This is a genomic window from Fundidesulfovibrio putealis DSM 16056, from assembly GCF_000429325.1.
Classification (GTDB): Bacteria; Desulfobacterota; Desulfovibrionia; order Desulfovibrionales; family Desulfovibrionaceae; genus Fundidesulfovibrio; species Fundidesulfovibrio putealis.
This window is the reverse complement of the sequence record NZ_AUBQ01000017.1, coordinates 1-21264: the sequence shown is the minus strand read 5'-3', so window position 1 is coordinate 21264 and position 21264 is coordinate 1. Positions and strand designations below refer to the sequence as shown.

At 63.4% G+C, this 21264-nt stretch carries 16 protein-coding genes; 9 read left to right on the top strand and 7 right to left on the bottom strand.

Features of this window, described 5'->3' with window-relative positions; translation table 11 throughout:
• The first annotated feature begins 73 nt into the window (after positions 1-73).
• Positions 74-1510 carry an SH3 domain-containing C40 family peptidase gene (locus tag G453_RS24275; protein WP_051272459.1) on the top strand — a complete coding sequence of 479 codons (1437 nt, stop codon included), beginning with the start codon at positions 74-76 and terminating at the stop codon, positions 1508-1510.
• Positions 1511-1611: 101 nt separating this feature from the next.
• Here the strand turns inward: G453_RS24275 and G453_RS0114570 are convergent, their stop codons facing one another.
• On the bottom strand, positions 1612-2601 hold the full coding sequence (locus tag G453_RS0114570; protein WP_027191649.1) for an alpha/beta hydrolase: 990 nt from the start codon (positions 2599-2601) through the stop codon (positions 1612-1614).
• A gap of 142 nt (positions 2602-2743) precedes the next feature.
• The gene (locus G453_RS24270) at positions 2744-3889 is read right to left on the bottom strand and encodes an HD-GYP domain-containing protein (RefSeq protein ID WP_268870786.1); all 1146 of its coding nucleotides are present in this window, start codon (positions 3887-3889) and stop codon (positions 2744-2746) included.
• A gap of 484 nt (positions 3890-4373) precedes the next feature.
• Here G453_RS24270 and G453_RS0114560 point away from each other — a divergent pair, with 484 nt between their 5' ends.
• Entirely contained in the window at positions 4374-6554 is a 2181-nt protein-coding gene (locus tag G453_RS0114560; protein WP_027191648.1) for a HAMP domain-containing methyl-accepting chemotaxis protein, read from the top strand.
• Positions 6555-6723: 169 nt separating this feature from the next.
• On the opposite strand, the gene G453_RS0114555 is transcribed toward G453_RS0114560, so the two are convergent.
• The 5 genes from G453_RS0114555 to G453_RS0114530 form a co-directional block, all read right to left on the bottom strand.
• A complete protein-coding gene (locus tag G453_RS0114555) occupies positions 6724-9123 on the bottom strand; it encodes a glycosyltransferase (protein ID WP_027191647.1) in 2400 nt (799 codons plus the stop codon).
• A 278-nt stretch (positions 9124-9401) separates the two neighbouring features.
• A complete protein-coding gene (locus G453_RS26480; RefSeq protein WP_156920946.1) occupies positions 9402-9935 on the bottom strand; it encodes a hypothetical protein in 534 nt (177 codons plus the stop codon).
• A gap of 124 nt (positions 9936-10059) precedes the next feature.
• Complete coding sequence (locus tag G453_RS0114545) at positions 10060-11511, bottom strand: outer membrane homotrimeric porin (protein WP_027191646.1); 1452 nt, start codon at positions 11509-11511, stop codon at positions 10060-10062.
• A 1205-nt stretch (positions 11512-12716) separates the two neighbouring features.
• A complete protein-coding gene (locus G453_RS0114535) occupies positions 12717-13127 on the bottom strand; it encodes a MucR family transcriptional regulator (protein ID WP_027191645.1) in 411 nt (136 codons plus the stop codon).
• A 165-nt stretch (positions 13128-13292) separates the two neighbouring features.
• Entirely contained in the window at positions 13293-13973 is a 681-nt protein-coding gene (locus G453_RS0114530) for an EAL domain-containing protein (RefSeq protein ID WP_027191644.1), read from the bottom strand.
• Positions 13974-14213: 240 nt separating this feature from the next.
• Between G453_RS0114530 and G453_RS0114525 the strand changes: the two genes are divergently transcribed.
• The 7 genes from G453_RS0114525 to recJ all read left to right on the top strand — a co-directional run bounded on the left by G453_RS0114525 (position 14214) and on the right by recJ (position 21264).
• The gene (locus G453_RS0114525) at positions 14214-15533 is read left to right on the top strand and encodes a MiaB/RimO family radical SAM methylthiotransferase (protein ID WP_027191643.1); all 1320 of its coding nucleotides are present in this window, start codon (positions 14214-14216) and stop codon (positions 15531-15533) included.
• 183 nt (positions 15534-15716) lie between these two features.
• Positions 15717-16598 carry a YicC/YloC family endoribonuclease gene (locus G453_RS0114520; RefSeq protein ID WP_027191642.1) on the top strand — a complete coding sequence of 294 codons (882 nt, stop codon included), beginning with the start codon at positions 15717-15719 and terminating at the stop codon, positions 16596-16598.
• Between the two features lie 9 nt (positions 16599-16607).
• Entirely contained in the window at positions 16608-16871 is a 264-nt protein-coding gene (locus G453_RS28620) for a DUF370 domain-containing protein (protein WP_027191641.1), read from the top strand.
• On the top strand, positions 16858-17481 hold the full coding sequence (gmk, locus tag G453_RS0114510) for a guanylate kinase (RefSeq protein WP_027191640.1): 624 nt from the start codon (positions 16858-16860) through the stop codon (positions 17479-17481). The genes G453_RS28620 and gmk overlap by 14 nt, the downstream gene beginning before the upstream one ends.
• A 131-nt stretch (positions 17482-17612) precedes the next feature.
• The gene (locus tag G453_RS24255) at positions 17613-18467 is read left to right on the top strand and encodes a tetratricopeptide repeat protein (RefSeq protein ID WP_084502373.1); all 855 of its coding nucleotides are present in this window, start codon (positions 17613-17615) and stop codon (positions 18465-18467) included.
• Positions 18468-18475: 8 nt separating this feature from the next.
• Entirely contained in the window at positions 18476-19339 is an 864-nt protein-coding gene (locus G453_RS0114500) for an HDOD domain-containing protein (RefSeq protein ID WP_027191639.1), read from the top strand.
• A 206-nt stretch (positions 19340-19545) separates the two neighbouring features.
• Positions 19546-21264, top strand: a complete 1719-nt coding sequence (gene recJ, locus G453_RS24250) for a single-stranded-DNA-specific exonuclease RecJ (protein WP_051272456.1) — start codon at positions 19546-19548, stop codon at positions 21262-21264.

The window sequence follows — 21264 nt, the reverse complement described above, 5'->3', positions numbered from 1 at the left end:
TCCTGGCAGACCCTTGACCTCGGGGCATCAAGGAGGCACTCCCAGGCGGGAACGATTCCCGCAGAGGAGCACCATGTTTACGCCACAGTTCTTGCGCCCCGCATATTTTGCCGTTCTGTCCCTGGTTTTGGTCCTGGGAGCCTGTAGCCCCAAAACCCCGGATATAGCCTTTCAGCCCAAGGCCAAATGGGGCGAGGCCAAAAAACCGCTGGATGATCTTCGGGAGCTGCCGCAGGACGCAGCGGCGTATATCGACAAGGCAAAAGCAGAGCAACCCTTACTTTCAGCCGAAGCCGCCAAGTTGCGTTCAGAGGTCTATCTGGAGCGCCTCTTCGCGCCCTGGCGCGGCGGAGGAAACGGCGCGTACGCCCGCAAGAGCGCCATGCGTTCCCTGTCCGCGTATTCCAGGAACCTGGGCTACGACGAATCCGGCCAGCCGCGCACCAAGGCCTGGGCCGACCGGATCGTCCAGAACGCCAACCTGCGCTATTTCGCCAATGCACGCCGTCCGGCCATCGCGGTGGCCAACACCAACCTGCGCGCCATCCCGACCATGGACAACCGTTTCGGCACCCCCGGCAAGCCGGGGCAGGGCTATCCGTTCGACATCCTCCAGGTTTCCGCCCTGTGGCTGGGAACCCCCATGCTGGTGGACCACGTGAGCCGCGACGGAGCCTGGGCGCTGGTGGAGACCGCCATCGCGCCGGGCTGGGTGCGCACCGACGAGCTGGCCTACGTGGACGACGCCTTCATCGCCCAGTACCACTCGCGCCCGTTCGCGGCCTTCGTCGCAGAGGACGTGCCGCTGCTGCCCGGACCCGGCAAGGGCCTACGGGCTGGCGTGGGGACCGTTCTGCCCGTGGAGGACTCCGACGGCGTCCGCCTAAAGATCATGGTCCCGGCCCTTGGGGTTGGCGGACGCGCCGAAACGCGCCCGGTCTGGCTGACCCAGGGGCAGGCGGCGCTCATGCCGCTTACGGCCACCCCGGTCAACGTGGCGCGCACCGCCAACCAGATGATGGGCCAGGCCTACGGCTGGGGCGGCCTGGACGGCAAGCGCGACTGCTCGGCCGCCACCCGCGACCTGCTGGCCCCGTTCGGGCTGTGGCTGCCCCGCAACTCGGCCGCCCAGGCCAAGTCCGGCTCCTTCATATCCCTTGAGGGCATGACGCCCGAGGAGAAGGAACAGGTCATCCTGAAAAACGGCGTGCCCTACGCCACCCTCATCTGGATGCCTGGGCACATCCTGCTTTATATCGGCCAGTACAAAGGGCATCCCATAGCCTTCCACAACGTGTGGGGCATGCGCACCCTGGAGCCCGACGGCACGGAGGGGCGCAAGGTGGTCGGCAAGGCCGTGGTCACCACGCTGCGCCTTGGCGAGATCTATCCCGAGGTCGGGCCGGGGCGCATCATGCTGAACCGCGTGAAGGGGATCACCCTTGTGGCCCCAGGCAACGGCAAGGACGGATTCGAGCCCGAAGGCGAGGCGCCGGAGGACGGGCAGTAGGCGTTGCCCCCGGCTCTCTCAACGAGTAGCTCCCGGTAATGACAAGGCCGCCCCCGCGCATTCGCGGAGGCGGCCTTTGCTGTTTGTGGGAGATTGTCCGGCTACAGGAAAGAGTCGTCCTCGATGATGAGGCGTCGAAACTCGTCAGCCGGGACACGCCCGGTCCGCAGGCATGCCACGATGTGGCGGAACACCGCGCCGCCGCGCTCACGGCCCGGCTCAATGAAGTAGGAGTGCCCCTTGGGCATGTCGTAGAGCGTGTTCACGTCGTCGCAGTCGATGGCGAACACGTTGTCGGGAACACCGGCCATGTCCTCGGGGCCGGTGTGGCCAAGCCGCCGCGAGGCGATGGAGTTCCTGACGTTTGCGATCTTGCTGGAACGCAGGGCCAGGTCGTCCGAGGCGTAATACACCACCACGTTTCTGGAGCTCTGGCAGATGAAGACGCCGTCCTTGTCCTTCTGGAGCGTCTCGTTCACCACGTCGGCGGCAGCCATGAAGATGTTGCGGAAGACGAAGGGAATCCTTCCGGAGAGCGACATGGCCCAGTCCAGCAGCGCCCCCCGCAGCACCCGGTTGCCCATGGAGTGGCTCAGCACGTTGATCCGCTTCAGGCAGGGGGCGTCGTCGCCGCCCTTCTCCTGCCAGGCCAGGAACTTGGAGAGCGCCCTGGAAAAGGCGGTGCTGCTGGCGTCGGCGGCGACCTGGTCGTCGTAGTAGTCCTTGATGATGCCGGAGTCGTTGTCGCAGGGCCAGATGATGGGGACTATTTCCATCTTGAGGCCCGATTCCTCGCAGGCCTTGCCCAACTGTTTGACGCGAGGGAAAATATCCTCTTCGGGGAGATTGCTGAAGCCATGGATGTAGAACAAAATCTGGTCCGCCTTGGAAGCGCGCAGCTTGTTCAGGAACGCCGTGGACCCGATCTCCTTGTACACGGGGGTCCCGGAGGCATCGAAGGCCGGCGGATCAGTGCGGGAGCAGAAGAAGATCGACTGGAGAGCGTTGTTGTCGTCCAGGTCGAAGGTGACGGACCTGCCGGGGACGGTGTGTTGGCCTTCGTGGAACACCCTGTTGGTCACAAAGAGCATGATGACCTCCTATGCGGCTAATAGGTTCAGCGCATGGGACAGTACTGCTCCGCATCGCCTCCTGCGACATGTCGCATGGGCGAGTTGTTTTCGCAAGGGTACGCCGGAGTGAAACGAGCGATTCGAAATAATTTACATGAGTCTATATAAAGCGTTCGACAGGGATGCTCAGGGAGCGGGGGTCCAGGCAACTCTCGATGTCCACGCCGCCCCGGGCTGACGTGGGCGTGTCCGAGAGATCCAGCATGACCGGCAGTTGCGGGACGAGCTTCCTGGAGAAGGACACCTTCACCAGCGGGCGCGCCGGGCTCTCTGGCCGGGCCTCCACCACCACGCCGCAGGTCTGGTCCGTGAGCCGCACGAACGACCCCGGCGGATAGATCCCGAAGCACTCCACGAACTTCTCCAGAAGCCCCGGATGGAAGCTCTCGTTACGCCAGGAGAACATGGCCTTGAGGGATTCGTGCGGGGTGAAGGCCTTCTTGTAGGCGCGGTCGCTGGTGAGCGCGTCGAAGATGTCCACGATGGTCAGGATGCGTGAGAAGGGGTCCTTCTCCTCCACGGTGAGCTGCCTGGGGTAGCCTTTGCCGTCGGAGCGCTCGTGGTGGTGCAGCACGCCCAGCAGGATGTCCTCGCTGATGCCCGGATGGCCTTTCAACAACTCGTAGCCGATGAGGCTGTGGTGCTTCATCACCTCGAACTCGCGCTCGGAGAGCCGCCCGGGCTTATTCAGTATTTCCAGGGGTATCTTGAACTTGCCCACGTCGTGATAGAGCCCCGAGAAAGCCAGCCTGCGCAGTTCCTGCTGCCCCATCCCCAGGTACTTGCCGAAGATCAGAGCCAGAAGGGACACGTTCAGGCTGTGGCGGAAGGTGTAGTCGTCGTAGTGGTGGAGCTTGCTCAGGAGCACCATGTGCGCCGGGTTTTCCTCCACACCGGTCATCAGGGTGTCCACCGCGTCAAAGGATTGGGTGAAGTCCACAGTGAAGCCCTGGCGGACCTTCTGCATCACGTCCATGGCGTGGTTCAGGCAGGATGAGTACGCCTTGCGGGCGGCCTCGCGGTCCTGTCGGCTGAAAGGATGATTCGGGGCTTTGGGGGGCTGGAGCGACGACTTGGCGGCATCAATTGTGAGAGACGTTATGCCGAGCGCCTTGAACTGGTCGATCTGGGTCTGGGAGTGGACGTAATCGCGCGGATGGCAGAGCGGGTTGGCCAGGGTGCCGTCGCCGTACGCCTCTACGAACATTCCCACCTGGAGTTGGTTCAGAGGTATTTGTTTGAGCATTGTATTGGTATTTATATCGTATAGATTCGCAGTAGCACGGCAGTTCAGGTTCGGTAAAGTCGCAAGGTGGGGATTCCCTGCCTTTTGAAGAAAGTTCGGCGTTTGCTGGTGAGACTGTAGGCATAAATCTCCACGTCGCCTCTGTCTTTGCCCTGGAAACGCTCCGTCATTGATTTCGCGTGCCTCCCCCAGAGGTCCTGCTGCGCGGTCAGGAGGCGATTCAGGCCATGTATCCGTAACCGTTTTCCACGGTAGACACCGGGGACGCAGGCGCATTCACAATAGATTAATATCATGAAATGAGAGTGTTACAACTTGACATCAAAAGTTGAATCGTGATGCAGTCTATATTCATTTCATCTGGGTTTGTTCTTGGATTGGAAGGGGCGACAACGTCCTGGTTTTGCTACACATGCGGCAACAATCATGCGGGCGGGGGCTGGCATGTTTGTTGTTTTGGTCAATCTTTCAAAGGGGATGAAAGATGAAGAATATGCGTCTTGGCGTCAAGATCGGCGTCGGATTCGGGCTCGTGCTGGCCCTGGCATGCGTGCTCGGAATCATGGCAATCGTGAACATGGGGAGTGCCCAGCAGAGTGCGGAGCACATGAAGAGCGAGTACGTTCCTGAAGTTGGCATCGCCAACAACCTGGAGCGCCACGTTCTTCAGGCCGTGAGCGCCATGCGCGGCTACTCGTACACCTCGGACAACACGTTTTTCGAGGAAGCCCGCAAAGAGATGGCCGAGATACGTAAGTATCTGGCCGAGGCCAAGACCCTGGCCGAAAAGTATCCCCGCTTGGTGAAGCTTCGTGACGGCGTGGCTGCCGGGTTAACGAAGTTCGCCGAGTACGAGAAACTGGCCGCCGACACCAAGACGCTTCTTGACGGCGAGGTCAAGGACAGGGCCGAGCGCATCAAGGACGCGACCACCGCCCTCGCGCTGGTCGCGCAGTACCAGAAAAGCCAGGACGACAGCATGCGTTCCGAGATCGCCAAGGGGGCGAGCAAGGAAGAGATGCTCGAGCGCCATCAGAAGCTCAGCCTGATCACCGATCTGGTGGAAACCGTCGCCGACATCCGTATCAAGGTGCTGACCGGGGACGTCAGCGACGACCTGAAGCTCTACGAGGCCGCAAAAGCCCATTTTTCACAAGTCGAATCAGAGCTCCTGAAGCTTCGGGCGATCACCCATCAGGCGGTCAACCAGAAGGCCCTGGACGACATAAAGGCCGCCATGGGGCTGTATAAAGCCATGGTGGACAAGCAGATCGCCAATACGAAAGCCAAGGTCGAGCTGAACAAGAAGCGCCAGGCTTCGGGCCTGGAGATTTCGGAGATTGCCAAGCAGATCGCCCAGGCCGGCATGAACCAGGTGGGGCAACTGGCCGACAAATCCGACCACGATCTCGAATCAGCAGAGACCATGATGATCGCCGGGCTGGTATGCGCCATCATTCTGGGCGTGATCATCGCGCTGCTCATCACCAGGGCCATCACCGGTCCGGTGCGCCAGGGCGTCGCTTTCGCCAGGACCGTGGCCGGCGGCGACTACAGCAAGACCCTGCATATAGATCAGAAGGACGAGATCGGCGAGCTGGCCGTCAGCCTGAACACCATGGTGGAAAGTCTGAAGGAGAAGATCGCCGAGGCCAACCACAAGTCCGAGGAGGCCGCCCGCCAAGCCGAGAACGCCAACGTCGCCATGGCCGAGGCCGAGGAGTCGCGCAAGCGCACCGACGAGGCCATGGAGAGCATGCTCCGGGTGGCGGCTGAACTCCAACAGGTGTCCGAAGTGCTCACGAGCGCGTCCGAAGAACTGTCCGCGCAGGTGGAGCAGTCCAGCCGGGGAGCGGAGAACCAGGCCCAGCGGGTGGCCGAGACCGCCACGGCCATGGAGGAGATGAACGCCACGGTGCTGGAAGTGGCGCGCAACGCCTCCCAGGCCGCACAGTCCTCCGAGACCGCCAAGCACAAGGCCGAGGAAGGCTCGAAGGTGGTCGGCGACGTGGTGAAGGGCATCCACGAGGTGGAGAGCCAGGCGCTGGAGCTCAAACGGGAGATGGGAACGCTTGGCGCGCAGGCCGAGGGCATCGGGCAGATCATGAACGTTATTTCGGACATCGCGGACCAGACCAACCTGCTGGCCCTGAACGCGGCCATCGAGGCCGCCCGCGCGGGCGAGGCCGGGCGAGGCTTCGCCGTGGTGGCCGACGAGGTGAGAAAGCTCGCGGAAAAGACCATGACCGCCACCAAGGAGGTCGGGGACGCCATCACCGGCATCCAGCAGGGCACAAGGACCAACATCGGCAACGTGGAGCGCGCGGTGCGCACCATCGGCGACGCCACCGCCCTGGCCACCAGGTCCGGCGAGGCCCTGGCGCAGATCGTCACCATGGTGGACTCGGCGGCCGACCAGGTGCGCTCCATCGCGGCGGCCTCCGAGCAGCAGTCCGCTGCCAGCGAGGAGATCAACCGCTCCATCGAAGAGGTGAGCACCATCTCTTCCGAAACTTCCCAGGCCATGAACCAGGCGGCCCAGGCCGTGAGCCAGCTGGCCCAGCAGGCCGTGGTGCTCCAGGGGCTGATCGGAACCATGCAGGGCGGCGGGAGTTCCTCCAGGGCGCTCTCCGGCGGCGTGAAGGCCCTGGGGCGGAGGGCGTAAACGCGGCCTGAGCCTTCCGTGTTCAGGATCTGCGCCGCTGCCGGGCAGGACGCCTCAATCGTTGAACGACATGTCCCCGGACAGATGAGAATCTGTCCGGGGACTTTTTTGCGCGATGCTTTCCGCACAGGCTGCTCGCGGATTTAATCCTGGGAGCGTGTCCGGAGCTTCAGCAGGCGCACTTGTACAGGTCCCAGGTCTGCATGAAGGCCCGGTCGAAGGAGCGCTTCTCCATGGCGTCGCGGGCGGCGCGGCTCATGCGCAGCCTGCGCGGTTCGTCGCGCACCAGCTCTTCCATGGCCGAGGCCAGCCCGGAAGCGTCCGCGCTCTCCACCACCAGGCCGGTGCGGCCGTGGTCAACGTTCTCCTGCGGTCCGCCCTGGGCGGTGACGATCACCGGCAGGCCCGAGGCCTGGGCCTCCAGCACCACGTTGCCGAAGGTGTCGGTGGTGCTGGGGAACACGAACAGGTCGCAGGAGGCGTACAGGCTGGCCAGTTCGTCGCCCTGGACGTAGCCCGTGAACACCGCCCCCCTGCCTGCGAGGCTGTCCTTCATCTCAGTCGCATACGGGCCGTCCCCGGTGATGACCAGGTTCGCGCCGGGATGTGCGCGGCGCAGGCGCAGGAAGGCGTCGGCCAGCAGGTGCAGGTTCTTCTCCCGCGAGATGCGTCCCACGTACAGGAGGTTCGGGCCTGATTCCAGGCCGTAGCGTTTCAGTACGCCGTTTCGTTTGGCCGGGGTGAAGCGTTCGATGTCCACGCCGCGCGTGAACAGGGTGATCTTCTCGGGAGAGATGCCCCTGGCGGCAAGCTCGTCCCCGGTGGCCTGCGAGGGCACGAACACTTTGTCCATCTGGTTGTAATACCAGAGCATGTACTTCCACATCAGCTCTTCCATGGCGTCGTCCCCGGTGAGCACCTTGGCGTACTGCGGGAAGGCGGTGTGGTAGGTGCCGTAGATGGGCAATTTCAGAATGCGCGAGATGCCCAGCGCCGCCAGGCCGATGGGGCCGGGCGTGGCCGAGTGCAGGTGGGTGAAGCCCTGCTCGTAGACGTACTCCAGCATCTCCAGAAAGGGCGGGTAGTGGAAGGTCTGGCCCGGGTACTCTGGCAGCTCGCAGCTGCCGATGGGCGCGAACTGCCTGACGCCCGGCATGTCCTCCCCGCCGCCGCAGGCGCAGGTGACCACGCGCAGCTCCTTGCCGTGCTTGTGAGCCATGTTCACCTGCATCTTCAGGGTCAGGGCCACGCCGTTCACATCGTGGAAGGTGTCGGTGAAGTGCCCGACCTTGATCTGCTTGTCGGCGGGTTCGCCGCGAAGCGCCGCGTGGGCCTCGCGGGCCAGGACGCGGTCCTTGGTGAACACGGTGTAGGCCACGAAGTAGGGGGCCAGCACGGTATAGAGAGCGCCCGCCGCGCCCAGTCCGTTGAAGATGTCGAAGACGTTGGCTCCGCTGAGCTGGTTCATCAGGCGGTCGCCGAAGCCGGAGAGCACCTTATTGGAGGCCCGGGTGACGAAGCGGAACCACTCGTCCTCCAGGGGGCCGCAGCCCTGCGTTCCGCTCTTGGCCAGGGCGTAGAGGGCCTTGTCCTCGTGGATCAGGGCCTCGGCCTCGTGGCGCAGGATGTCCGGCAGGGAGTCCGAGGCGGGCTTTCGCGAGCGGCGCTTCACGGAGGTCAGAAGCGATTGCAGGGTGAAGATCATGCCGGTTTTGCGCTGGGCTTCCCCGGAGAGGAAGCGGTCCATGAAGGTGAGGAACACGTCCTTCTCCACATAGCGGCCCAGGCTGAACTTGGCCTTATAGAACTGGTAGGCGATGGAGTAGAGGTTGTGGGCCATGGCCTTGGGGGAGGCGGTGCGCCCGCCGGGCCTGGAGAAGCCCGCGTCGATGCCCTCAAGGAACTCTTTCAGGGTGGAGACGCCCTGCACCACGGTGTGCATGCTGGCGATGTTCAGGGAGCTGTGGTCGTCGGAGCCGCCGGTGATGCTCTTTATCCAGGGGGTGGTCCCGAAAGGTTCGATGCCGTGACGCTCGGCGAGCCTTTCGATGTCCGCCGGGGTGAGGCGCGCCAGGATGTCCTTGAGGATGTCGTTCTGGTAGGCGTCGCGGGTGCCGTTCATCTCGAAGTTGGAGAACAGGAGCAGCATGCGCTCGAAGTGCCAGGGGGTGAGCTTGTCGTTCACGCCGAACAGCGGGTGGGCCAGCACGTGGGTGATCTTCTTTTCGCGCAGGTAGGGCACCAGCTCGTAGATGTTTTCCCGGACCTTCTGGATGTCGCGGTGGATGGCCTCGTCGATGTCAAGGGCCAGCACGTGGGCCTTGCACCCGTCCTCGGGGAAGTAGCAGGTGATCTCCTCGCTGATGAAGGCTCCGGGCAGGTGGGCGATCTCCAGAGCGCCGTCGATGGTGTTGTGGTCGCTTATGGTGACCAGCTTCATGCCGCGCTGCCTGGCGATGTCGTACAGTCGTTTGGGCTCGGTGAAGCTTTCAGGGCAGCCGAGCTTCTGGAGAAACCACTGCGAGGGCCGCGTGGAATATTTTGAATGGACGTGGATGTCGATCTTCATGGAGTGGCCTCCTCTCTGGGTCTGGAAATGAAAAATCGGCCTGCTGGGGCCGATCCGGTGGCGACTGAAGACGGGGAACCCGACAGGGCGTCGCAGGGGGCAGATGTGCCCATGTTCATCGGGCTGCCCTCTTCAAGATGCTGCGGTAGTCCATGCCTGTGTCCCCTCGTGTTTCAAGGGGCCTAGCACGAGGAGCGCGGCGTGGTGTTACGCTGCCCGGATGATTGGGTGACGTATGGAGACGGGAATGTGACCGGACGAAGGCGCGTCCGCGCGGATTATCTGGTGAGGGCTGCCTGCTCGTTGGCGAAGAAGACGTAGTTCCCGGCGATGCCGCCGCTGCCTTGGCCTCCGGCGGTGGGGGGCTTGGCTGCGGTGAACATGGTGCTGTAGCCGAAGGTCACGAAGTAGCCGCCGGAAGGCTGGCCGCCGTGCTTGAGCGGAAGGTCCACGGGGAATCCGGCTGCCGGGATCTTCTGTGTGGGGTACTTTTTCGTGCTTGTGGCCAGCACGTTGCCGTGCTCGTCGCAGAGGTAGGCGCTGATGGAAAGGTTCTCCACCGTGTCGGCCCAAAGCGGGATGTTTTCCTTGATGGGCCAGGCCGTCCCCTTCACCTCGAGACCTTTGTCGCTGGCCAGGGTCTGGAATTCGAAGTGCATGAACTTGGCGTAGAGCTTCTGGGAGCCGCCGTCCTGCCAGGGTTTGAGCTGGAGGTGGGAGGCGCTCAGTTTGGCGCAGCCCGTAAGGCCCAGGAGCACCAGGGTTGCCAGGAGCGTGAGCCGGACGATGGGAGATACGGCAGTGCGAGACATGCTTGGGCGATACTCTGAAACAGAGGCTGGTGGCAAGCGCGCCGTTTTCCGGACTGCGGGCGCAAAAATGGCGGCCGGGACAAGTCCCGGCCGCCTGCGAGGCTCTTGAGCTTAGGTACGAGTCCTAGAACTTGTACTGCAGGCCGACGGACACCATGAAGGCGTCGCCGTTCTTGGCCTGGTTGACCATCTGGCGTCCCCACACGGAACGCTCGAAGTCGCCGTGGGACCAGCCGAAGTTGGCCAGGGCGTTCAGGTTCTCGTAGATGGCGTAGGTGTTGTCGAGGTTGATGCCCATGACGTACTCGTTCGTGGTCAGGTCGCGGCCCATCTGGTAGAAGGCGCCGGAGCCCAGGATGGCGTTGGCGGTGCGCAGGCCACGGGAGGAGTTGTTGCCCTTCACGAAGGTGAAGGTCAGGCGATGGGTCAGGTCCTGCATGAAGCTCATCTTGTTCAGCGAGGCGGAGAAGCCCCAGGAGCCGACAGCGTTCACGCCCATGTTGGAGGCCATGAAGACCTGGTCGTTGTCGAACAGGAAGGAGGTGCTGGGACCCCAGGACGAAGCGATCTGGGGCAGGCGCTCGGAGCCGTTGCGCAGGGAGTCGTCTTCACCAGTGGACCACCAGAAGGCGATCTGGGGGGTGAGCATGTCCAGGCCGGTGTATTCGGCGGCAACGTCGAAGAAGAAGCCGGCGCGGCGGTTCTTGGCGCGGTCGCTGCCGTTGCCTTCGCCGTAGATGGCGTCGGCGTAGAACTTGAAGGGATCAAGGGCGGTCACTTCGAAGGCGCTGCCCACCCACCAGTACACGTTCTGCGCGTTGCGCAGGGTGGTGGGGGCCAGGGCGAAGGTGCCGGCGGACATCAGGTTCTGGGCCAGGCTGGCATTGTAGAAGCCAGCGCCGCCGGAAGCGGTGCCCGCGTAGTTGGCGTTGCGGCCGACAACGGCCAGCATGCCCCAGGGGGTGGCGGAGAAGCCGTCCAGGGTGATGGGCAGGCTCAGGTAGTAACCGTCGAACTCGTCGGGCACCTGGGTGGTGGTGGGGTCGAAGTCGCGGTTGGTGTCCAGGAAGCGGATGAAGCCGCCGACGACGGACACGGTGTCCTTCATCAGGGGGATGTTCACGATGGCGCCAGCCACTTCGGTGTCCAGCACGATGGAGCTGCCGGCGAAGAAGGAGCTGTGGGCCACGGTGAAGGGCTGACGGCCCAGGGTGAACTCGACATCGGTGTTGGGCCACTTGAACTGCAGGTAAGCCTGATACACGTCGATGGACACGGCCGGGTTGTCAACGCGGTAGGTGCCGTTGCCCCAGGGGGTGTTGTTGACGCGGATGCCCAGGCGGAACTTCAGGTTCTCGTTGGCGATGAAGTCGGTGCGCAGGCGGAAGCGCTGCCAGATGGTGAAGGGGTCGCTGGTCTGGGTGCCGTCGCCGGTCCAGCCGGTGTAGTTGGGCTTCTGGAACCAGGTTCCGTGGATACGGGCGTCGCCGGTCATCTTCACTTCGGTGGCGGCCTGAGCGGCCACGGCGCCGAGAGCGAAGCTGACGAGCAAGGCCAAAAGCATAAGACGTTTCATGGGATTCCTCCTCCTCGTGTTGTCTGCGTATTGCCTCTGCCGGTAATGGGCATGGCCAGGGAGGGGTGTTGCCGCGTCCGTGCGGATTTCTTTAAGGAAAACCTGAGAACAGCCCCACCATGCCCGCATCGGTTGCGAAGGAAATCCAGTGCTTGGCGAACGCTGGTGAGGTTGCCGACCAATGCGGAAAAACCTCTCTTCGTAACACGACTGCAATGTGTGTAAAGTGAAACATTTTTCATGGCAAGGCAAATGTTTTCACTTTTTTGTAATAAATTGACGAAAAATGACTTGGTACGCAATGGGTCAGGCTAATCATTCCAGGTTGATAGTGGATTGTGTCGCCCTGCGCAGCATTTTCCCGTCTGGTGAAAAGGGAAATAAATGATTTTGAATTTCACTGTCAACTGGAGATGGGGAATCGACGGAAGAAGGCGCACTGGCCCAGAAGATCCAAGGCTGGATTGCTGAATAGCCGACGGAGGAGGGAGGGGCAGGCAGGTTGCGACCGGGCAGCGTACTAAGGGCGCAGGAGCGGCAAGCGTAGCTCTGTCAGCCTGGAATGAATCGATTAAGGTGTCAGAACTTCCTCATGCGTCTTGGCCGCCCGACATCGGGGGCCGCTCTCATGGCGCGTGCGCCAGGAGAACGGCTCAACGGCCATGCGTCAAGGCGTCGGCGTCAGTGCGAGGCCGGGAGCTCCCTGCGGTGCCCGAACCTGATGAAGCGAGCCTCATATGCTTTCTTTTCGGGGCAGCAGTTGGGGCATCCCTCATAAAGGAGGAGGCAGTCGGCATCGAGGCTTCCCGCCGGTATCCCCATCCAGAGCAGGTCTTCGCTGGGGTTGGCGAGCCAGAGCACCGGAGCCTTGCATCGGCTGCACTCGGCGTAAAGAAGCGAAGGATCAAAACGAACGGAAGGAGCGGGCATGGTTCACCTCCGGGAGACGAGTGGGAGGGCTGCTTTTTCTGTAGTATGGTCCTTGCCACGGTAAAATAAGGCTGTAAAGGGCCAAATGGGGCAATATTGGGGGCGAAACCCGTAGCGTGCGGAATTCATGTGCAAAAGCCCTCGCGAAAAATCGCGAGGGCTTTTGCGGGCGAGACGGGACTCATTGCGCGGACTGGAGCGGGGGGACTCCGGGAGGCCGCAGGGGCCTGCTGCCGCGCCGAGGGGAGAAACAGAGATGCGGTCCGAAAGAGGGATTAGTCCTTCTTGCGGCGTTCCCAGAGGCGCATGTCCTGCATTTTCTTGCGGCGGGCACGCTGGAGTTCCTTGCAGACCAGGGGGAGGTCCTTGGCGTAGCCCCATTTGGCGCGGTATTCGTCCGGGGTCAGTCCGTATTTGGCCAGGTGGCGCTTGGTGATGACCTTCATGGACTTGCCGCTTTCCATGCAGATGATGGTCTTCTCGCGGATGGCCTTCTTGGGATCCAGGGGCTTGCCGGATGCGTCTTCTGCGGCAACGGGCGCGGAAGGCAGGGAGGCGCCCTGCATGACGGCTTTGAGGCCGAGCACAAGGTTGGAAACCATGGTTACGATCTCCTGAGCGGTCATAACCCTTACTTTTGCCTGCGCCCTGACAATCTCCAGGGATTCTTTCAAATAGTCGTCCATGAGGTCTCCTTCAATTCCGGGTACAGCAGTCTACTATAGGTAGCGGAGGGAATCTTAGCTATTTCACATTATTTGTAAATAGAAATTTTAATTTTACATTGGCTTTTGAAAAGAGAACATGACAAAGAGTTTAGAAAAGGGGTCTTCCCGCATGGGGATGCCGAATTAGGATGGATAACTGGTTGGGGCAATATCGGAAAATACAGGCCCCTGTCCGATTCGCACTCCCATGTCGCGCAAAAGGTTCAATTGGCCCTGGCTGCGAACCCCTCTCGCGGCCGGAAGCATGAGCAGGTTGGCCGCGAAGCTGCTGAAATCCTGGATGTCGCGCAGCGATTGCGGATCACCCGGCAGGGCCAGCGCATCCAGAGGGTCCAGGCGCAGCACGTCGGCGGGCAGCCGTTCGACGATCAGGGCCGGGATCGTCTGGAGGTTTATGATGTCCACGCCAAGGCGGAATCCCAGGCGTTTGAAGCGGACGAACTGCTGCATGGCGGCGAACCCCAGCCTGGGGAACAGGGCGTCCTCGAAAAACAGGCATATGTTGGACGTGCCGGAGCGCGTTCTGGCGAAGGTTGAGGCCAGGGCTTCGGGGTAGGTCGGGTCGGAGAGCTCGTTCTCGCCAAGGCTGACGCAGACGAACGCTTCAGGCGCAAGCGAGCCCCGGATGCTCTCCAGCACTCCGGCCAATGTCTCGGGCTTGACGCAGGAGCCTGCCGCGAGGCCTGCGAAGCTCAGTTCGATTCCCGCCAGCGCGCGGTTCTCCAGTTCGTAGAGAGGGCGCAGGAAAACATCGCGGCTGCGCAGGTTGGTCAGGGGGCCGAAGGGGCGGGGAAGGCTGTTCATGCTACGTGTATATCAAGAATTGTGCCCATCGTTTAAGTTCTTGTATTTCAGCGTATTGGAGAGGCGTGTCAATCTGTGGGATTGTTTCCAGTCCTGTATGCGGTGAACGCCTGTCCCGTCAATAGGACTTTGTCCTGATAACGGGACTCATTCCCGTCGGCTTCACGACAGCACCCGGATACTATAGGAGGGGCCTCGCTCACCCATTAAGACGATGCACGCACGGAGGAAAAAGTTACGGTGCCGGGCCAAAAACACGGATCAAGCACGCGGTTCCACATTCATACTTTGGGCTGCAAGATCAATCAGTACGAATCCCAGGCCGTCCGCGAACGCTGGGAAGAGCGGGGCTGGCGGGAGGCAGGCGGCGCAGGGCTGGCTGACGTGGTGCTGGTGCACACCTGTGCGGTGACGTCCGGGGCAGTGGCGGACAGCCGCCGCGCGGTCAGCCGCCTGGTGCGCGCCGCTCCCGGAGCGAGGGTGCTGGTGACGGGGTGCGCCTCCCAGGTTGAAGCCGGGGCCTTTGCGGCCATTCCCGGCGTGGAGGTCGTGGTGCCGCAATCCGCCAAGCCAGGCCTCGGGGCATGGTCGCCGGGGTGCGTCCTGCCGGACGTCGCCGATGCTGCCGCGCCCACGCGGGGCTCCTGGCCGGACTTCTCCATCAGCCGTTTCCGGCGGGCCCGCCCGATCCTGAAGGTCCAGGACGGCTGCTCGCACTGCTGCACCTACTGCATCGTCCCACGGGCGCGCGGCCCGGCCCGGTCACGCCCCTATGAGGACATCCTGGGCGAGGCCCGCCTGCTCCTGGATTCAGGACACCGGGAACTTATCCTCTCCGGGATCAATCTCGGGCAGTACGAGTTCGACGGCGGCGGCGATTTCTGGACCCTGCTGGCCCGCCTGGAGGCCGATCTTTCACCGCAATGGGCCGGGGCGGCCCGGCTGCGCCTGTCGTCGCTGGACCCCGGCATGCTGGGCGCGCCAGCGCTTAAGGTGCTGGCCGCTTCGCGCATGACCTGTCCGCACCTGCATCTCTCCATGCAGAGCGGCGACCCGGGCGTGCTGGCCGCCATGGGGCGGGCGCATTACCAGCCCCGTTCCGTGCTGGATTTTCTGGGCGAAGTGCGAACCTTCTGGCCGCACGCCGCCCTGGGAGCGGACATCCTGACCGGTTTCCCGGGCGAGTCCGAATCCGCCTTCCAGGCCACGCGGGAGTTTTGCCTGACTGCCCGCCTGGGGTACGCCCACGTGTTCGCGTTTTCGAGACGCCCCGGCACGCTGGCCGCCAAGGCTGCCGGGCAGCTCGGCAAGGAGGAGAAAAAACGCCGCGCGGCGATCCTGCGGGATGATCTGGAGCGCCTGGAACGTGCGTATCTGGAGGAAATCGCCGGCCTGGCGCACCTCGTGATGGCCGTGGAGGGGGAACAGGCCCTGAACGGTTCAAGCGAATATTATGTGGAGTGCAGGCTGGAGCGCCCCTCGCCCGTTCCCTGGGGAGGGCTCCTGCCCGTGCGTCCCCTGGGCGTGCGGGACGGGGCGCTGCTGGTGGAGCCCGCCTGACGTCCGGCGAATCAATTTTGGCGCGCACGCTTCGCGACACTTTACGAAGGCGGGGCGGAAGCGCTATCCTGACCGACGCGCAGCGCAGGGGCGAGCCTCTCGCGCCGCGCGTTCTGCCCTGAAACGACACATCAACCGCGACGCGCGCCGACCCGGCAAGCGCAAGCGGACTGCGAGACACCCATGCCCAAGAGTATGACCGGCTTCGGCCGCTCCATCACCGAGAATTCCTACGCCAGCGTGGTCTGGGAGGCCCGTTCGGTCAACAGCCGCTATCTGGACCTCAAGTGGCGTCTGCCCCTTTTCCTGCGCGCCAGCGAACCCGACCTGGAGAAGGTCGTGCGCCGCTTTGCGGACCGGGGCCGCCTGGAAGTGTCCTGCAACTTCCAGCCGCACCGCGCCGAAGTGCTGGACATCTCCCTCAACAAGCCCCTGGCCCAGGCCATGCTCCGCTCCGTGGCCGACCTGGCGACGGACATGGGCCACGAGTTCACCCCGGACTACACCCGTCTGATGACCATCTCCCACCTGTGGCAGGAGGGCATGAAGGACGCTCCGCCGGAGCTCATGGAAGCGCTGACCTCCGGTCTGGCCCAGGCCCTCGAGGACCTGAACGTGGCCAGGGACCGCGAGGGCGGCCTCCTGGCCCAGGACATCCTGCGCCGCCTGGAGAAGCTGGCGGTCTGGCACGGCGAGATCAAGAAGCTGGCCCCCAAGGTGAAGGAAGAGAAGTTCCAGGCCCTGCGCACCCGCCTGACCTCCGTTCTGGAAAAGCTCGGCGTGGAGCCCTCTGAAGAGCGCATCCTCCAGGAGCTGGCGGTGATGACCGACAAGCTCGACGTCACCGAGGAGCTCACCCGCCTGGGCTTCCACCTGGACCAGATCAAGGAACTGCTGGGCCAGAAGGGCGACGTGGGCAAGCGCCTGGACTTCCTGATGCAGGAGGCCTTCCGCGAGATCAACACCTGCGGCAACAAGGCCCAGTCCATCGAGGTCAGCCGCATCGTGGTGGAGTTCAAGGGCGAACTGGAAAAGTGCCGCGAGCAGGTTCAGAACATCGAGTAGGGGAAGAGCGTGCAGAAGACAGGACTGCTCAACATCGGCTTCGGCAACTACGTGGTGAACTCGCGCGTGGTGGCCATCGTGAACCCTGCGTCCTCGCCCATGCGCCGCCTGCGCGAGGACGCCAAGGAGTCCCGCCTGTTGGTGGACGCCACCCAGGGACGCAAGACCCGCTCCATCATCGTGGCGGATTCGGGCCACGTGATCCTCTCCGCCATCCAGGCGGAGACCATCTCGCAACGCTTCAGCCAGGACGAGGACGATGAAACCAAGTAAGCGCCTGGGCCTCGCCCTGGTGATCACCGCCCCCTCGGGCGCGGGCAAGAGTACCCTCATCAAGAGGCTCCTGGCCGAATTCCCCCAGGCCGGGTTCTCCATCTCCTGCACCACCCGCGCGCCCAGGCCCGGCGACAGGCCGGGCGTCGACTACGAGTTCTTGAGCGTGGAGGAGTTCAAGGCGCGCATCGCGAAGGGCCACTTCGCCGAGTGGGCCGAGGTGTACGGCAACTACTACGGAACGCAGAAGCAGGCCGTGCTGGACATGCTGGCCGCCGGGCGCGACGTGCTCTTCGACATCGACGTGCAGGGAGCCAAGGCCCTGAAAGAAAACCTTGGCTTCGGCAACACCGTGTTCATCCTGCCTCCCTCGCGCCAGGAGCTTGAAAGACGCCTGACCGGACGCGGCTCCGACTCGCCGGAGACCATCGCCAGGCGTCTGGCCGACGCCAGAAACGAAGTGGCGCAGGCCGGTTGGTTCAACCACATAGTGGTCAACGACAACCTGGACACTGCGTACGACGAACTGCGCGCCGTGTATCTGGCGCAGCGGTCGCATCCGGACCTGCATCCCGGGCTGGTGGAGTCCGTGGTGGGCACCTGGGAGTAGGGAGCCGTTTTCAGGCGACTCTTGCGTCTGTGAACTGTTCAGGGTAGATAGGGACGTGGTGTAAGGCGTGTTGTGCCAGAGGCTCGCCTGATGGGAGTCCAGAATCGCACTGATGGTTCGGAGTCCTTTGCATGAATGAATCTGACAATCCGGATACTGCATCCAACTCCCTGAAATCCTCCGACCGCGCGCGGGAGAGGATTAAAGGCATTTTTTCGACCCAGTCCATCCAGAAGGTCGGCACCGGCACCACCACGCGCAAGACCATCCAGAAAACCTACTGGTTCGTGGACGAACTTGAGGAGAACCTGCTGGAAATCCAGCCTCTCAACAAGAACTACATCCCCTCCGGCCCCAAGCGGAAGATCACCATTGAGGATCTGCTGGCCAAATTTGCGCCGGAACCAGAGTTTTACATCTCCACGGTGTATCCCAAGCTCCAGGAGCTGAGCCGCACCATCCAGAAGGGCGAACGCCACCGCGAGAAGGGCGAGGTGTTCAGCGCGGAGATGGAGTTCAACCAGGCCCTCAAGGTGGACGAGGAAAACGTCAAGGCCAACTTCGGCCTGGGCCTGACCTACCTGGACCGGGGCGAAGCCCACAAGGCCAACGACATCTTCGAGCGCCTGGTGCGCCTGGACGCGGCCTTCCAGCCCGAGCACAAGCACCTCTTCAACGATTTCGGCATCAGCCTGCGCAAGAACAAGATGCTCGACCAGTCCCTGGACTACTACCGCAAGGCCGAAAGCCTCACCGAGTCCGATGAGAACCTCATGTACAACATCGCCCGGGCCTACTTCGACAAGCAGGAAGCCCGCGAGTGCCTGGAATACCTGAAAAAGGCCCTGGCGCTCAACCCGATGCTGAACGAAGCCCGGCGCTTCGTGAAATACCTCGTGGACCAGAACCAGATCTCCATCGACCTGCCCGGCGTGCGCGACCTGCTGCCTGCGGAATCCACGCCCGGCTCACCCGGTTCCGCCTGAGAGCGTCCATGAGCCAAGAGCACGGCCAGCAATTTCTCCTCGCCCTGCCCGGACTCCGGCATGACCTGCCCTATTCACCGGCCCTGCTCACCACCCTCTACAGCCAGACCGGCCAGACATCCTCCACGCCCCTGGAGGAGATCGCCGACACCCTCAGCCGCGACCAGGGGCTCACGGCCAAGGTGCTCACCATGGCCAACTCCGCCTTTTACGGCCTGCAGCAGGAGGTGACCACCGTGCCCCGCGCCATCGCCGTGCTGGGGCTGAACGAGGTGCGCTCCCTGGTGCTGGCCGTGGGCGTGAAGGCCCTGACCCAGCACAAGAACTTCCCCAAGGAATTCGGCGTGAGCGGCTACTGGCAGCATCAGCTCTCTGTGGCCATCATCGCCCGCCATCTGGCGCCGCTCATGGGCAGCGTGGACGCGGACAACCTCTTCACCGCCGGAGTGCTGCACGACCTGGGCAAGCTGCTCACCGCGTTGCACCGCTCCGACGACTGGCGCGCCATCGACGCCCTCACCCGCGAGCAGCGCGTGTCCTACTCCGAGGCCGAGGAGGACTACTGGGGCATCGAGCATGGGGTGCTTGGGTCCATGGTCCTCGGGGCCTGGAATCTGCCCGAGGACATCACCGAGCCGGTCAACTGGCACCACGCGCCCATGCATTCGCCCAATCACCGGCGCGAAGCCCTGGTGCTCTGCGTGGCCGACGCCATGGCCCATGTGGTGGCGGAACCGGAAGCCTTCGTGCACTGTCCCTGGCGGGACGTGCTGGGTAAATTTCATCTGAGCGATTCCGACATGCTGGAACAGGTCAAAGCCCTGCTGTTGCAACACGATCCGGGCCTCTTCGCCGCCGGGCTCGCCGCCTAGAGTCGCGTCCTTGAAAAACATGAACATGTTTTGCAAGGATAAAAATAATAATTCCAAATTATTATCTTCATAATAAATGCGCATTTATTTGAGGACGCCACACTAGCGCGCCAACCTGCGACCCTGCCGAACGCCCTTTCCGAATCCGCGCCTGCGCGGGCCTGCCAGGCCGCGCCATCGGCGGACAGTTCTTCAAGGAGTATTTCGTGCGAAAAATCTGGCGTTCCCGCGCCGCAACCCCTGCGCCCCCCGTACTGCAAGACTGGGCCGCCAGCCTGAGCGTTTCCCCGCGTCTGGCAGAGCTCCTCTGGAACAGGGGCCTCTCCACCCCGGAGGCCATGGACTTCTTTCTCTGTCCCGGCCTTCGCCACCTCATGCCGCCTGGGGACATCCCCGGCCTCACCCAGGCAGCCGAGGCCGTGGCCGCAGCCCTGACCTCTGGAAAGCGTCTGACCATCTGGGGCGACTACGACGTGGACGGCGTCACCTCCACGGCGCTGCTCTCCGATTTCTTCGCTCGGCGCGGCTTCAGCGTGGGCCATTACATCCCAGCACGCCTGGACGAGGGTTACGGCCTGAGCATCCCAGGCCTCGAGAAACTGGCCGAATCCGGCACGGACATGGTGCTCACCGTGGACTGCGGCGTCACCGCCGTGGCCGAGGCCAAACGCGCCCGCGAGCTTGGGCTCTCGCTGGTCATCACCGACCACCACCTGCCAGGACCGGAACTCCCCGACGCCGTGGCCCTGGCCAACCCCAAGCTCGCAGACAACGAAGGGCGCGACCTGGCAGGCGTCGGCGTGGCCTTCTTCCTGGCCGCCGCCCTCAACCGGATGCTGCCGGGCGAGCATATCGACGTGCGCCAGTTCCTGGATCTGGCCGCCATGGGCACGTTGGCGGACGTGGTCAGCCTGACCGGGCAGAACCGCATCATCGTGAAAAACGGCCTGCTGCTCCTGGCGGACGCGGCCCGGCCCGGCATCTTCGCCCTGAAGGAAGCCTCGAACTATTACCCCAAGGCCCCGCTCGAAGCCACCCAGGTCACCTTCGGCCTGGCCCCGCGCATAAACGCCGCAGGACGCCTGAACCGCGCCGAGGAGGCCCTGGCCCTGCTCCTGGCACCCGATCTGGACACCGCGCGCCCCCTGGCCAAGGCCCTCGACGAGCTGAACGTCCAGCGCCGCGCCGAGGAGGACGCCATCTCCGGCGAGGCTCTGACCCAGGCGCAGGCCCAGTCCGGCAACCCCGCCATGGTGCTGCACGCGCCGCACTGGCACCAAGGCGTCATCGGCATCGTGGCCTCGCGCGTGGTGGACGCCCACTATCGGCCAACGCTCATCATTACGGCGGACAACGGCAAGCTCAAGGGCTCCGGGCGCTCCATCCCCGAGGTGGACCTGCACGCCGCCCTTTCCGCCTGCCAGGAGCATCTGCTCGGTTTCGGCGGGCATCATCAGGCAGCGGGGTTAAGTCTCGCGCCCGAAAACCTCGACGCCCTGCGCGCCGACTTCCTGAAAGCCGTGGCCGAACAACTGGGCACGACCTCCCCTTCCCCCACGCTGCGCCTCGACGGCGAGCTCTCCTTCAAGGACATTCATCAGGAACTCCTCAAGGAGCTTACGCTGCTCGGACCCTTCGGCTGCGGCAACCCCGAACCCGTGTTCAGCTCGCCGCCCCTGGACGTGAAAGGCCGCCGCGTGTTCGGGGCCAACCACGTGATTCTTGAAGTGCGCGACCCCGACGCCGCCGTGACGCTGCGCGCCAAGGCCTGGCGCATGGCCGAGGAGATCGGGGCCGACGTCACGGGTCGCAAGCTGACCCTGGCCTTCACGCCGCGTCTGGACACCTACAATGGCCTTGCCAGCATCGAGCTTCGCGTCAAAGACTGGGCCGCCGTGGAGAAGAAGGCCGCCAAGGCGGGATGA

Bases quoted from the DNA above. Each gene is read 5' to 3' on its own strand.
- G453_RS24275 (WP_051272459.1), top strand. From the start codon at position 74: ATGTTTACGCCACAGTTCTTGCGCCCCGCATATTTTGCCGTTCTGTCC.
- G453_RS0114570 (WP_027191649.1), bottom strand. From the start codon at position 2,601: ATGCTCTTTGTGACCAACAGGGTGTTCCACGAAGGCCAACACACCGTC.
- G453_RS24270 (WP_268870786.1), bottom strand. From the start codon at position 3,889: ATGCTCAAACAAATACCTCTGAACCAACTCCAGGTGGGAATGTTCGTA.
- G453_RS0114560 (WP_027191648.1), top strand. From the start codon at position 4,374: ATGAAGAATATGCGTCTTGGCGTCAAGATCGGCGTCGGATTCGGGCTC.
- G453_RS0114555 (WP_027191647.1), bottom strand. From the start codon at position 9,123: ATGAAGATCGACATCCACGTCCATTCAAAATATTCCACGCGGCCCTCG.
- G453_RS26480 (WP_156920946.1), bottom strand. From the start codon at position 9,935: ATGTCTCGCACTGCCGTATCTCCCATCGTCCGGCTCACGCTCCTGGCA.
- G453_RS0114545 (WP_027191646.1), bottom strand. From the start codon at position 11,511: ATGAAACGTCTTATGCTTTTGGCCTTGCTCGTCAGCTTCGCTCTCGGC.
- G453_RS0114535 (WP_027191645.1), bottom strand. From the start codon at position 13,127: ATGGACGACTATTTGAAAGAATCCCTGGAGATTGTCAGGGCGCAGGCA.
- G453_RS0114530 (WP_027191644.1), bottom strand. From the start codon at position 13,973: ATGAACAGCCTTCCCCGCCCCTTCGGCCCCCTGACCAACCTGCGCAGC.
- G453_RS0114520 (WP_027191642.1), top strand. From the start codon at position 15,717: ATGCCCAAGAGTATGACCGGCTTCGGCCGCTCCATCACCGAGAATTCC.
- gmk (WP_027191640.1), top strand. From the start codon at position 16,858: ATGAAACCAAGTAAGCGCCTGGGCCTCGCCCTGGTGATCACCGCCCCC.
- G453_RS24255 (WP_084502373.1), top strand. From the start codon at position 17,613: ATGAATGAATCTGACAATCCGGATACTGCATCCAACTCCCTGAAATCC.
- G453_RS0114500 (WP_027191639.1), top strand. From the start codon at position 18,476: ATGAGCCAAGAGCACGGCCAGCAATTTCTCCTCGCCCTGCCCGGACTC.